This window comes from Amorphus sp. MBR-141 (assembly GCF_053628695.1).
The window spans coordinates 73,745-86,876 of the sequence record NZ_JBRJGW010000008.1; the positions used below are offsets into that span (position 1 = coordinate 73,745).

Annotated in this window: 12 protein-coding genes; all 12 read right to left on the minus strand. The window is 69.4% G+C overall.

Features of this window, described 5'->3' with window-relative positions; genetic code table 11:
• Positions 1–115: 115 nt before the first annotated feature.
• Positions 116–862 carry a FadR/GntR family transcriptional regulator gene (locus tag ACSSVZ_RS12815; RefSeq protein ID WP_453970547.1) on the minus strand — a complete coding sequence of 249 codons (747 nt, stop codon included), beginning with the start codon at positions 860–862 and terminating at the stop codon, positions 116–118.
• On the minus strand, positions 859–1,845 hold the full coding sequence (gene yjfF / locus ACSSVZ_RS12820; protein WP_453970549.1) for a galactofuranose ABC transporter, permease protein YjfF: 987 nt from the start codon (positions 1,843–1,845) through the stop codon (positions 859–861). Before yjfF ends, ACSSVZ_RS12815 begins: the two co-directional genes overlap by 4 nt.
• Positions 1,842–2,876, minus strand: a complete 1,035-nt coding sequence (locus ACSSVZ_RS12825) for an ABC transporter permease (protein WP_453970551.1) — start codon at positions 2,874–2,876, stop codon at positions 1,842–1,844. The genes yjfF and ACSSVZ_RS12825 overlap by 4 nt, the downstream gene beginning before the upstream one ends.
• Entirely contained in the window at positions 2,873–4,399 is a 1,527-nt protein-coding gene (locus tag ACSSVZ_RS12830; RefSeq protein WP_453970552.1) for a sugar ABC transporter ATP-binding protein, read from the minus strand. Before ACSSVZ_RS12830 ends, ACSSVZ_RS12825 begins: the two co-directional genes overlap by 4 nt.
• A 280-nt stretch (positions 4,400–4,679) precedes the next feature.
• Positions 4,680–5,642: a galactofuranose ABC transporter, galactofuranose-binding protein YtfQ gene (gene ytfQ / locus ACSSVZ_RS12835; protein WP_453970554.1), complete on the minus strand. Its 963-nt coding sequence runs from the start codon at positions 5,640–5,642 to the stop codon at positions 4,680–4,682.
• A gap of 145 nt (positions 5,643–5,787) precedes the next feature.
• Positions 5,788–6,681, minus strand: coding sequence for an SMP-30/gluconolactonase/LRE family protein (locus ACSSVZ_RS12840; protein ID WP_453970555.1), 894 nt, complete (start codon positions 6,679–6,681; stop codon positions 5,788–5,790).
• Positions 6,678–7,322 carry a 2-dehydro-3-deoxy-6-phosphogalactonate aldolase gene (locus tag ACSSVZ_RS12845; protein ID WP_453970556.1) on the minus strand — a complete coding sequence of 215 codons (645 nt, stop codon included), beginning with the start codon at positions 7,320–7,322 and terminating at the stop codon, positions 6,678–6,680. Before ACSSVZ_RS12845 ends, ACSSVZ_RS12840 begins: the two co-directional genes overlap by 4 nt.
• Positions 7,319–8,278: a 2-dehydro-3-deoxygalactonokinase gene (locus ACSSVZ_RS12850; RefSeq protein ID WP_453970558.1), complete on the minus strand. Its 960-nt coding sequence runs from the start codon at positions 8,276–8,278 to the stop codon at positions 7,319–7,321. The genes ACSSVZ_RS12845 and ACSSVZ_RS12850 overlap by 4 nt, the downstream gene beginning before the upstream one ends.
• Positions 8,265–10,070 carry an IlvD/Edd family dehydratase gene (locus ACSSVZ_RS12855; protein ID WP_453970560.1) on the minus strand — a complete coding sequence of 602 codons (1,806 nt, stop codon included), beginning with the start codon at positions 10,068–10,070 and terminating at the stop codon, positions 8,265–8,267. The genes ACSSVZ_RS12850 and ACSSVZ_RS12855 overlap by 14 nt, the downstream gene beginning before the upstream one ends.
• A gap of 43 nt (positions 10,071–10,113) precedes the next feature.
• Positions 10,114–11,172, minus strand: a complete 1,059-nt coding sequence (locus ACSSVZ_RS12860; protein ID WP_453970562.1) for an aldose epimerase family protein — start codon at positions 11,170–11,172, stop codon at positions 10,114–10,116.
• Positions 11,169–12,113 (minus strand): Gfo/Idh/MocA family protein, encoded by a 945-nt coding sequence (locus ACSSVZ_RS12865; RefSeq protein WP_453970563.1) that lies wholly within the window; start codon positions 12,111–12,113, stop codon positions 11,169–11,171. The genes ACSSVZ_RS12860 and ACSSVZ_RS12865 overlap by 4 nt, the downstream gene beginning before the upstream one ends.
• A gap of 13 nt (positions 12,114–12,126) precedes the next feature.
• Positions 12,127–13,119 carry an AraD1 family protein gene (gene araD1 / locus ACSSVZ_RS12870; protein WP_453970565.1) on the minus strand — a complete coding sequence of 331 codons (993 nt, stop codon included), beginning with the start codon at positions 13,117–13,119 and terminating at the stop codon, positions 12,127–12,129.
• Positions 13,120–13,132: the final 13 nt, after the last annotated feature.

A 13,132-nucleotide genomic window follows, 5' to 3' on the forward strand; every position in this document is an offset into this window, starting at 1 on the left:
CTCGATCTTAGAGCTCAAGCACGGCAGGCATACGAAAAACCAGCCCGCCGATTTCCGCACGCCGCGCGTTCGTGCGGCGCCGGGACGATGCGCCGCGCCCCATGGGTGGGAGACGTCAGTCCAGGGTCTCCGAGCCGAGCGCCTTGCGGGTGCGTTCCGCGCCGACCTCGATGACCGCCCGCATCGCTTCGCGGGTCGCCTCCGCGTCGCGCCGTTTCATGGCGTCGACGATGGTGCGGTGATTGCGCGCGGTCTCCTGGATGAGGGCGGGATCGTTGGCCGGCGACGACAGCTTGAAGGCGATGGCAAGGGCCGCCTCGATCAGGCTTCCGATCGCCCGCATGAACGGATTGTGGGAGAGATCGGCGACGGCCACGTGGAAATCGAGATCGGCGCGGGCCAGGCTGGCGCGGTCGTTGGCCGGATCGCCGAGCCGGTCGACGATCGCGTAGAGCCGGTCGAAGTCCGCCTCCGTCGCGCGCTCGGCGGCCAGCGCCGCCGCCGCCGGCTCGAAGGCCAGCCGCATGGTGGCGAGATCGGCGATGAAGGTCTCGTCGAGGCCGGCCTCGACGCGCCAGCGCAGTACGTCCTGGTCGAGCAGGTTCCAGCGGCTCTTCTCGAGCACCCGGGTGCCGACGCGGGTCTTCGGCTCGATCAGCGACTTCGCGGCAAGCGTCTTCATGGCCTCGCGCAGCACGGTGCGCGAGACGTCGAACCGCTCGCCGAGCTCCTTGTCGCCGGGCAGGATCGAGCCGGCTGCGAAGATTCCGGCGACGATCTCGCGGCCGAGCACGCCCACCACGAAGGCGTGGCTGGTGCGCGGCTCGCGCTCGTCGATCGCTCTCTGCAGCAGCCCGGTCATGCCGATTGGGCCCGCATCGCCGCGATGCGCCGCTCGGAGAGCCACATGAGGCCGCGCTGAAGCGCGATGAACGAAAACAGCAGCAGACCGATGACGATCTTCGTCCACCAGCTGGAGAGCGATCCGTCGAAGATGATGTAGGTCTGGATCAGGCCCATGATGAGGATGCCGATGAAGGTGCCGGCGACGAAGCCGGATCCGCCGGTGAGGAGGGTGCCGCCGATGACGACCGCGGCGATCGCGTCGAGCTCGACGCCCACGGCCGCCAGCGAATAGCCGGCCGAGGTGTAGAGAGAGAACACGATGCCCGACACACCGGCGAGGAAGCCCGACAGGGCATAGACGCTGACCGTCGTCCGCGCAACGGGAACGCCCATCAGCTCGGCGGACTGGCGGTTGCCGCCGAGGGCGTAGACGTTGCGCCCGAACCGGGTGCGCTGGGCGATCAGGATGCCCGCCGCGAACACCGCCAGCATCACCATTCCGACGAAGGTGAGCCGTCCGCCGCCCGGCATCCGCCAGTAGATGTCGTGCAGCGCATCGTAGAGCGGCGCGTTGATCGGCACGGATTCCGTCGACACCAGGAACGCCATGCCGCGGGCGAAGAACATGCCGGCGAGCGTGACGATGAAGGCGGGCATCTCCAGATAGTGGATCATCGCGCCCATGATCGCCCCGAACAGGGTGACGATGACGAGCAGGAGGCCGATCGCGACGACCGGCGGAATGCCCCATTCGCCCATGCCGACGGCCAGGAACACGCCGGTGAAGGCAATGACCGAGCCGACCGAGAGATCGATGCCACCGGACAGGATGACGAACGTCATGCCCACCGCCGCGATGCCGAGGAAGGCGTTGTCGGTGAGCAGGTTGCCGAGCACGCGGGTGGACAGCATGTTGGGGAACTGCGCCACGCAGAGCGCGTAGGCGAGGACGAAGATCGCCGCGGTGGTGATCAGCGGGAAGTAGCGCGACGAAGTCATGACGGCACCTTCTGCACGGCGGCGGCCGGGCGCGCGGCGCGGCTGCGGGCGCGGCGGAACGCGATGGTGTTGCGCGCCGCCGGCGACTGCACCACCAGGATGACGACGATGATCGCCGCCTTGATCACCAGGTTGAACTCCGGCGGGAAGCCGGCGAGCAGGATGCCGGTGTTGATCGCCTGCAGGATCATCGCGCCGAGCAGCGATCCGGCGATCGAGAACCGCCCGCCCAGCAGCGAGGTCCCGCCGATCACCACGGCGAGGATCGCGTCGAGCTCCAGCCAGAGGCCCGCGTTGTTGGCGTCGGCGCCCTTGATGTCGGCGGCCGCGATGATGCCGGCCAGCGCCGCGCACAGGCCCGAGGCGATGTAGACGGTGAACAGCAGCGCGCCCGTGCGCACCCCGGCATAGGTCGAGGCGCGGCGGTTGATGCCGACGGCCTCGATCATCAGGCCGAGCGCGGTGGAGCGGACCACGACGGCCACCGCGACGCCGGCGGCCAGCCACAGGAGCACCGGCACCGGAAGCCCGAGAACGTGACCGCTGCCGATGAAGATCAGGCCGGGGTGGTTGAAGGTGAGAATGACGCCTTCGGTCACCAGCTGGGCGATGCCGCGTCCGGCGACCATGAGAATGAGCGTGGCGATGATCGGCTGGATCGCCAGGATCGACACCAGCGCGCCGTTCCACAGGCCGCACAGGGCGCCGACGCCGAGCGACACCGCCACGGTGGTGGCGAGCGAAGAGCCGGAGGTGATCAGCGCGGCGGCGACCGCGCCGGCGATCGCCATGACCGCACCGACCGAGAGGTCGATGCCGCGGGTGGCGATGACCAGGGTCATGCCGATCGCGAGCAGGGCCGTCGGGGCCCCCCGGTTGAGGATGTCGATCAGGCTGCCGTACAGGCGCCCGTCGGAAAAGGACACGTGCAGGAAACCAGGTGCGATGGCGGTGTTGAGCGCCAGGATGACGGCGAGCGCCGCGATCTGGGGCGCGAGACGCACGAGCGGCTTGATGAGGCTGCCGGTCATGCGGCGTGCTCCGGGTGGGGGGCGCTCGCGGCGATCGCCTTCAGGATGTTGTCGAGGGTGACGTCCGCGCCGGCCAGCTCGCTCGCATGCCGCCGTTCGGCGAGGATGCGCACCCGGGTTGCGTAGGCAACGAGCTCCTCCAGTTCCGACGAGACGACCAGCAGCGCCATGCCGTCGGCGCAGAGCGTCTCGATCAGGCGGATGATCTCGGCGTGGGCGCCGACGTCGATGCCGCGCGTCGGTTCGTCGAGGATGAGGAAGCGCGGATTGGTCGCCAGCCAGCGGGCGAGGATCACCTTCTGCTGGTTGCCGCCGGAGAGGAACTTGATCGGCGTTTCGCGGTCGCTCGTGCGGATGTCGAGGGCGGCGATGTAGCGGTCGGCGATCGCGATCTGCTCGCGACGGGAGAGCGGGCGCGCCCACCCGCGCCGCGCCTGCAGCGCCAGCACGACGTTCTCGCGCACCGAGAGGTCGTCGATGATGCCGTCGGTCTTGCGATCCTCCGGGCAGAACCCGAACCCCTGGGCGATCGCCGCGCGCGGCGATGACAGCGACTGCCGCACGCCGTCGATGGTGAGGTCGCCCCGGTCGGGCTGGTCGATGCCGAAAAGAAGCTCCGCCGTTTCGGTCCGGCCCGATCCGAGCAGGCCGGCGATGCCGATCACCTCGCCCTTCCGGATATCGAGGTCGAAGGGCACGACCGAGCCGCACTTGCCGTAGGCGCGGAAGCTGGCGATCGTCTCGCCGGCTGGAGCGGCCGCGTCGGCAATGCCGCGGGCCTCCTGCTCTTCCAGGTCGCGTCCGAGCATCATCGACACGAGATCGAGGCGCGGCAGCTCGGCGAGCGCGCGGGTGCCGATGCGGCGGCCGTTGCGCAGCACGGTCGCCCGGTCGGCGACCCGGTACACCTGATCCAGGAAGTGGGTGATGAACACGATGCCGAGGCCGCGGTCCTTCAGGCGCCCGATGATGGCGAACAGCCGGTCCACTTCGGCGGCGTCGAGACTGGCGGTCGGTTCGTCGAGGATGAGCACCTTGCCGGACAGGTCGACCGCGCGGGCGATCGCCACGATCTGGCGGACGGCGACCGAATAGGTCTCGAGGACCGCGGTCACCTCGATGTCGAGCCCGTAGCCGGCGAGCAGGACGCGGGAGCGGCGGTTGATCTCGCCGGTGTCGATGAACCCGAAGCGTTTCGGCTCGCGGCCGAGGAACAGGTTTTCCGCCACCGTCAGGTTCGGCAGCAGGTTGACCTCCTGGTAGACGGTACCGATCCCGAGGCGCTGGGCGTGCTGGACGTCGCGGGGGTCGATGGCGGCGCCGTCGAGCTCGATGGTTCCGGAGTCGCGCCGGTGGGCGCCGGTCAGAACCTTGATCAGGGTCGATTTGCCGGCGCCGTTCTCGCCGAGCAGGGCGTGCACCTCGCCGCCCTGGAGTTCGAAGTCGACGCCGTCGAGCGCCGCGATCCCGAAGAAGGACTTGGTGATGGCCTGTGCGCGGAGACGCGGCGCGCTTCCGGTCATGGTTCGCTCCGTATCGGAGATGCGGGGAGGCGGGGGCAGCGGGCTTGCGGCCCCAGGTCGGAGTGGGGCATCCCGTCCGGAGCGAGGCATCCGGACGGGACGGGCACGACCTGTGACCAGTGGCGCCGTTCCGAGCGGCCGAAGCCGGCCGCCGGGACGGAAGGCCCTGGAGCCTCTTCCGGTCGGGTGGTCACACCTGACCGATAAGAAACGGCTCCAGAGTCAATACTTTGAGCAATTCCTCTTCGTTCGGATCGCTTCGATCCGAACGGGACATGCTCTAGTAGCCGAGGCCCTTCTTCTCCTCGTAGACCTTCATCGGATCGTCGGCCTGGGTGTAGAGCTTCGATTCCGTCTGGATCCACTTCTTCGGCTCGGTGCCGTCGGCGCGGTACTTCTCCAGGGCGTCGAAGGCGGGGCCGGCCATGTTCGGGGTCAGCTCGACGGTGGCGTTGGCCTCGCCGGCCGCCATCGCCTGGAAGATGTCGGGCACGGCGTCGATCGACACCACCAGGATGTCGGTGCCCGGCTTCAGCCCGGCTTCCTTGATCGCCTGGATCGCGCCGACGGCCATGTCGTCATTGTGGGCGTAGAGGGCGCAGATGTCCTTGCCGCCGTTCTCCGCCTTGATGAAGCTCTCCATGACTTCCTTGCCCTTGGTGCGGGTGAAGTCGCCGGTCTGGGAGCGGGTGATCTTGATGTTGTCGTGGCCGGCGATCGCCTCTTCGAAGCCCTTCTTGCGGTTGATGGCGGGCGAGGAACCCGTCGTGCCCTGGAGCTCGACCACGTTGCAGGACTTGTCGCCGACCGTCTTCACCAGCCAGTCGCCGGCGACCTTGCCCTCGTGCACCTGATCGGAGGTGACCGCGGTCAGATAGAGCGTATCCGGCGCGTCGATCTGGCGGTCGAGGAGGATCACGGGGATGTTGGCGTCCTGGGCTTCTTCCAGGACCTGGTTCCAGCCGGTGGCAACCACCGGGGCGAGCAGGATGCCGTCCACGCCCTGGGCGATGAACGAGCGGATCGCCTTGATCTGGTTTTCCTGCTTCTGCTGGGCGTCGGCGAACTTCAGCGTGATGCCACGTTCTTCGGCCTGCTGCTTGGTCAGGCTCGTCTCCGCGGCGCGCCAGCCCGACTCCGAGCCGATCTGCGAGAAGCCGACCGTCATGTCGGCGGCAAATGCCGGTGCGGCGACCAGCGTGGCCGCCACCGCGGCCCCGCAAAGGGTGGTCAGGATCTTCATCGTATTTTCCTCCCGTTCTGCGTACCGGTCTCCGCCGGAGCGTTGAAATATAATATTATATGACTTATAAAGTCTACGCCTTTCGGTGGTCTTTCGATGGTCCTGGCGGCGATATCGCCGGCAGGCGGGGGCCGGGGCTGACCGCTCAGTCGATCCGCACCGGCGGAGCGAACCAGCCCTTCACCGCAACGTCGAGCAGGAACACCTGTCCCCCCTCCGGGTCATCGCGGCGGTCGGCGGCGTTCATGCCGAACCGGGCGGTGGTGACCATCAGGCGATCGGCGGTGCGCCCGACGAAGGCCGGACAGGTCGGCTGCCGGGCCGGGACCGTCAGGCTCGCCGTCCGGTCGCCCGCCGCCGAATAGCTCTCGATGCGGCCGCCCGCCCAGATCGCCACCCAGAGCGTTCCGTCGCGATCCACGACGGCGCCGTCGAAGCCGCCCTCTCCCTCGCATCCGTCGACCAGCACTTCCGGCTCGCCCAGCGGCAGGCCGGTCGCCGGATCGGTGCGCACGCGCTTCACGCGCCCCACGGCGGTGTCGACGAAATGGGCGAACCGCCCGTCCCGGGTGAAGGAGATGGCGTTCGGGATCGTCAGGCCGGGAAAGATCGTCCGGATCTCTCCACGGAACGCGTGATAGATCGCCCCGGCGCCCGGTTCGGCGGCCTTGCCCATGGTGGAAATCCACAGCGCGCCGCAGGGATGGACCGCGCCGTCGTTCGACCGGGTGCTCGGTTCGTCGGCTTCCAGCGGCAGGTGCAGGGTGAGCGCGCCGCTGGATACGTCACGGATGTAGAGGCCATCCTCGGCGGCGACGAGTTGCCGCTCCGCGTCGATCGGTGCGATGGCGCTCGCCATCATCGGCAGCTCGTGGCGGATCGTCCGGGCGCCCGCGAAGCGATGCTCGTAGAGCGCCTTGCCGACGATGTCGAACCACCAGGCCGTGTCGGTCGCGGGGTCGTAACGCGGTCCCTCGCCGAGTTCGAGCGGCTCCGCATGGAGGATGGTTGCGCCGGCAGGCGTGCGCTCCTCGGTCATGTCGGGTCTCCGAACGCCAGGTCGTAGGCGGCGATGGTGGCGCGGGCGCGGGTCCCCACCTCGCCGGGCGTCATGCCGGGCCTGTAGAGGCTCGACCCCAGGCCGAAGATGCGGATGCCGGCCTTGGCGAAGGCGGTGAAGTCGGCCTCCGACACGCCGCCGACCGCGCCGATCGCGGTGCCGGGCGGCAGCACGGTGGCGATGGCGGCGATGCCGGCCGGACCGAGGATCGATGCCGGGAAGAACTTGAGGGCGGAGGCGCCAGCGTCGAGCGCGGCGAACGCTTCGGTGGCGGTGAAGACACCCGGCATCGTGACCATCCCGCGGGATGCGGCCCGGGCGATGACGTCCCGGTCGGTGTTCGGGCTCACGACCAACCGTCCGCCGGCGCGGGCTACGTCGTCGACCTGGTCCGCAGCGAGCACGGTTCCGGCGCCGATGAGGCAGGAGGAGGGGGCGGTTCTCGCGGCGATCTCGATGGACCGACAGGGCTCCGGCGAGTTGAGCGGGATCTCGATCGCCTCGAATCCGGCGTCGACGAGTTCGGTCACGACGGCCGCGGCATCGTCCGGCGCGATGCCGCGGAGGATGGCCACGAGCGGGCGGCGAAGCGCCGGCCAGGGGACGGTCGGCGACTTCATGCCCGGCACTCCTGCTGTGCGAGCAGCGGCCCGGCGGCGGCGAACAGGCCGCGCCGCACCGCCTCTTCGGCATCGACCCGCGTGACCGTGAACCCGGCCCGGGGCAGGGCGCTGGCGTACAGGTCGGCGAGGGGGCCGGTGGCGACGAGATGGACGCGCGCATCGCCGCCGGCGAACCGACGGGCGCCGGCAAGCTCGATGCCGATGAGCAGGCCGGAAAGCCGCGCGCGTCCGGCTGCCGGCGGTCGATCGGTCAGCAGCGATGCGGCCCGGATCTCGAACAGCCGGTTCGTGATGCGCTCGGGCTCGGCAAACGCCGCGTCGACACCGTCTGCGAAGGCGGCCGCATCGAAAGGGGCGCCCGGAAGACCGAGCGCGTCGGCGAGCGTCGAGTGGGCCGCCAGAAGGGAAAAGAGTTCGCCGGTGGCAAAGGTGGCAAATGCGCTGACGGTCGCGTCTTCCATCCGCACCCATTTGGAGTGGGTGCCGGGAAGACAGACGAGCGCCGAGGAGATGCCGCTGGCGGCCAGCCCCAGGAGCTGCGTCTCCTCGCCGCGCATCACGTCGAGGCGGTCGGGGTCGCGCTGGGCGAGGCCCGGCAGAATGCGGACCGGGCGTGCCTGCCCCGGGACGGCAACGGCGCGTCCCAGCAGCGTGTCGAGGCGCGCTGGAACATCGACGTACGCCGCCTCGTGCCAGCCCTGCCGGGCGCCGGCCATGCCGGCGATCACCACGGGCAAATCCGGCGACGCAACGAGATCGGCGAGGTGGCTTTCGAGCACCGTCTCGAAGCTGTCCGTGGCGGCGCGGACCATGCCCTGATCGCTGCGCCGTTCGGCGAGGACGCCGCCGCTCTCGTCAAGCAGCCACAGGCGAAAGGTCGAAGTTCCCCAGTCGACCACCGCAACCCGCGGCGGCCCGCCTTCGCCACGGACGGTCGCGTCAGTGGTTGTCACGCGGCACCCCCCTGGTCTGGGCGATGCGCTGGTAGGACACCGCCGGCTCGAGCACCATGCCGGTGTCGTGCTGGGAGACGATCGCGCGCTGGATCTCCTGCCAGGGCGTCTGGGCGGCCGGATACGGAAAGCCGCCGGCCGCTTCGAGTGCCGCGCGACGGCTTGCGAGTTCCTCTTCGGACACCAGGATGTCGGCGGTGCCGCGGCCCAGGTCGATGCGCACCCGGTCGCCCGTCTGCAGCAGCGCCAGGCCGCCGCCGGCTGCCGCCTCGGGTGAGGCGTTCAGGATCGACGGCGAGCCCGAGGTTCCCGACTGGCGCCCGTCGCCGACGCACGGCAGCTCGTGGATGCCGCGCTTCAGCAGGTAGTCCGGGGCGCGCATGTTCACGACCTCGGCGCCGCCGGGATAGCCGATCGGCCCGACGCCGCGCATGAACAGGATGGTGTCCTCGTCGATGGCGAGCGCCGGATCGTCGATGCGGGCGTGGTAGTCCTCGGGCCCGTCGAACACCATTGCCGTCCCCTCGAAGGCCATCGGGTCGTCCGGGTTGGAGAGATAGCGCTTGCGGAAGTCGTCGGAGACGACCGAGAGCTTCATGATGGCGGAGGTGAAGAGGTTGCCCTTGAGGACGCGGAAGCCGGCCGCCGGCATCAGCGGGCGGTCGAACGGCCGGATGACGTTCTCGTCGAGGATTTCCGCGCCCCGGCAGTTGTCGCCGATGGTCCAGCCGTTGGCGGTGATCTGGTCCTCGTGGATCAGGCCCTGGGCCATCAGCTGGGCGACGACGGCCGGCACGCCGCCGGCGTGGTAGTAGTCCTCGCCGAGATATTCGCCGGCCGGCTGCAGGTTGACCAGCAGCGGGATGTCCTCGCCGTAGGTTTGCCAGTCGTCGACCGACAGCGGCACGCCGAGGTGCCGCGCGAGGCCGTTCAGGTGGATCGGCGCGTTGGTGGAGCCGCCGATCGCCGAGTTCACCCGGATGGCGTTGACGAAGGCCTCCCGGGTCATGATGTCGGTGGGCTTCAGGTCCTCGTGCACCATGTCGACGATGCGCAGGCCGGTGCGGTAGGCCATCTCCTGCCGGTCCCGGTAGGGGGCCGGAATGGCGGCCGACCCCGGCAGCTGCATGCCCAGCACCTCGGCCAGCGAGTTCATGGTCGTCGCCGTCCCCATCGTGTTGCAGAAGCCGGTGGAGGGCGCTGACGAAGCGACCAGGCGGATGAACTCCTGGTAGTCGATCTCGCCGGCGGCCATCAGTTCCCTGGCCTTCCAAACGATGGTGCCGGAGCCGGTGCGCTCGCCTCGGAACCAGCCGTTGAGCATCGGGCCGACCGACAGCGCGATCGCCGGAATGTTCACCGTCGCGGCCGCCATCAGGCAGGCCGGCGTGGTCTTGTCGCAGCCGATGGTCAAGACGACCCCGTCGAGCGGATATCCGTAGAGAAGCTCCACCAGCCCCAGATAGGCGAGGTTGCGGTCGACCGCCGCGGTCGGCCGCTTGCCGGTCTCCTGGATCGGATGGACGGGAAACTCGATGGGGATGCCGCCCGCCTCACGGATCCCGTCGCGGACCCGCTTGGCGAGTTCCAGATGATGCCGGTTGCACGGTGACAGGTCGGAGCCGGTCTGGGCGATGCCGATGATCGGCTTGCCCGACTGGAGCTCCTCCTGGCTCAGCCCGAAGTTCAGGTAGCGCTCCAGATAGAGCGCGGTCATGTCGGGATTGGCGGGATTGTCGAACCAGGCGCGCGAACGCAGCGTCTGTCCCTTGAGGCCGGTCGACTTGCTCATGATGGCCGTCTGCTCTCTCACTCGAACCGGCGCGCCGCACCGTTCACGTCGTCTTCAGTTGGTAGACCGACACCTGCCGGCAGGTGTCGCCGGGATCCAGTCGGGCGGATGGAAAGTCGGGCCGGTTGGGCGCATCCGGAAAGCGCTGGCGCTCCATGCAGAAGCCGGTCGAGCGCCGGATCACGGCGGGTCGCCGCCCGGGCGTCTCCTCCTGGAGAAGCGCGCCGGAATAGAGCTGCAGGCCTGGCTCGGTGGTCAGGATGGCAAGCGACCGCCCCGAGGTGTCGTCCTGGACCCGCGCCGCGAACTGCAGCCCGTCCTCACGGTCGACGAGCGCGAACGTGTGGTCGAAGCCGCGTTCCTGCAGCAGCTGCGGATCGGAGGTGTCTCGAATGCGGTCGGCGAAGGTCTTCGGCGTCCGGAAGTCGAAGTCCGTGCCCTCGACGGGCCGCCGCTCGCCGGTCGGAATGCGTGTCGCGTCGATCGGCAGTACCGCGTCTGCGGCGATCCGGACGCGGTGGTCGACGATGGTGTTTCGGTCGTCGCCGGTCAAATTGAAGTAGGCGTGGTTGGTCATGTTGACGACCGTCGGCCGGTCGGTCGTCGCCGTGTAGGCAATGGTCAGTTCGCCGGGTCCCGTCAGCGCGTAGCGCGCCGTGGCGACCAGATGGCCGGGAAACCCGTCCTGGCCGTCGGGACAATCGAGCTGCATCGCCACGAACGGATCGCGCGCGTCGCCCGTGTCGGTGATCGTCCACGTCCGTCCGTGGAAGCCGAGCGGTCCGCCATGAAGGCAGTTCGGCTCCTCGTTGCGCGGGAGCGTGAAGGTCGTGCCGTCCAGATCGCAGCGTCCGCCGGCGATGCGGTTGGCGTAGCGGCCGATGCTGGCGCCGCAGTACGGCGGCCGGAGGGCCTTTGCTTCCAGGCTGTCGAACGCCAGCACCACCTCGCCCATGGCTCCCTTGCGATCGGGCGAGCGCAGAGAGGCGATCGTGGCGCCCAGCGTGATCACCGTCAGGGAGATGCCCTCTCCGGCGAGATCGACCGCCTCGACGGACGTGCCGTCGTCCAGCGTTCCGAATGGGCGCCTGCGGACCGTCATCGGGCCAGCGCCTCCGGTGTATCGTCGTGGAACGGCGCGACCGTCTCGAACCGCGCCATGAGGAAGGCGTCGGCGACGTGCCGGAACGGCGCCAGATCGACGTCTGAGGTTCCCGCCTCGACGAGGGCGGCGAAGCGGGCATAGATCGCCGCGTACTCGCTGTCCGGCGCCTCGACTTTGGCGACGCCGTCGACGTGCATCTCCGCGCCGCCCTTCGACAGGACGAGGCGGCCACCGTCGGTCGCGATCGCGATGTCCCACGTCTGCGGGCCTTCCTGGCGAAAGTCGAAATCCGCCGTGATCGGCGTGCCCTTCGCGTCGGTGAAGGCGAGGTCGGCCGCGATCGGGGCGGCGCAGTTCTCCGGAACGGAAAGGTGCGAACTGACAAGGAAGAACGGGTCGAGGATCCGCGTCGCGATGGACAGCGCGTTGATGCCGGGATCGAAGACGCCGAGACCGCCGGGCTCCCAGATCCAGGCCTGGCCGGGATGCCAGCGCTTCACGTCCTCCCGCCAGGTGATCTCCACGGAGCGCACCGTCCGGCCTTCGAGCCACGTTCGCGCCGGCTCGACGGCGGCGGCGAACCGCGAATGCCAGGTCGCGAACAGGGTCAGGCCCTGACGTTCCGCGAACGCCGCGAGGTCGATCACCTCGCTCACCGTCGCCCCGGGCGGCTTTTCCAGGAGAACGTGCTTGCCGGCGGCAAGGGCCTGGCGGGCGAGGCGGCAGCGCACCTGGGGCGGCGTGCAGAGAGAGACGGCGTCGATCTCGGCGCCGTCCAGCATCACCTCCAGGCTGGTGAATTCCGGCACGTCGGGAAGCCCGCCAGCCGGATCCGCAGTGGCGACCAGCGCCACGGCGTCGCAACCGGCGATCGCCGGCAGGTGCTGGTCGCGGGCGATCTTGCCGAGCCCGGCGATGCCGATGCGCAAGGGGGTCATGGCTGCCGCTCCTTCACAGCGCACGCACGCGGGTCTCGACCGGGGGGGCGACCCGGAGCGGGTTGACCAGCGGCAGGGCGAACGGTGCCGCGGAGATCTCGAAGACATCGCCGGGTGCGGTCGCGATTCCGTCGGAGAAGGAGAGCGTCGCGGTCCCGAAGAAGTGGACGTGCACGTCGCCCGGCCGGCGGAACTGGGCGTACTTGAAGTGGTGGTGCTCGAGGTTGGCGATGAAATGGGACATGTTGGCCTCGCCGGTCAGGAACGCGCCCTGCCAGATCACCACGCCGTCTCGCGTCACCCTGGAGGTGCCGCGCACGTCCTCCGGAAGCTCCCCCACCAGGATTTCCGGGCCGAGTGCGGCCGGCCGCAGCTTGGAATGGGCGAGCCAGAGATAGTTCTGCCGCTCCGTCACGTGGTCGGAGAACTCGTTCGCCAGGGCGAAGCCCAGCCGGTGCGGCATCCCGTCGGGGCCGTTGACGTAGATCGCGGCGAGTTCCGGTTCTTCCGATCCGTCGAGGGCAAAGGCCGGCGAGGTGAGGGGCGCGCCCGGGCCGACGAGGGCCGTGCCGTCGCCCTTGTAGAACCACTCCGGCTGGACGCCTTCGGCGCCGTCCGCCGGCTTGCCGCCTTCCAGGCCCATCCGGAACATCCGCATGGAATCGGTCTGCTTGGCGTCATCGACGGTCTTGGCATGCATCTTGTCGCGGCCCTCGGCGGAACCGAGATGGGTCAGTCCGGTGCCGGTCATGTGCAGGTGGGCGGGATCGGGATGGTCGATCGGCGCGAGAATGCGGCCGGCGGCCAGCGCCTCGTGCGGGTCGATCACGGCGCCGCGCCCGAGCCGCGCCACCGTCTCGGCAAGCGTGGTGCCGGTCTCGATGGCCTGGAGCGCCAGGCCGTAGGTCGTCTCGACGCCTTCGACCAAGTGGGTGGTCTCGCCATCGCTGGCTGCGACGCTGCGGCGGCCGTGGTCGTCGGTAAGCTGCAGAAGCCTGAACGTCATGGTGGTCTTCCCC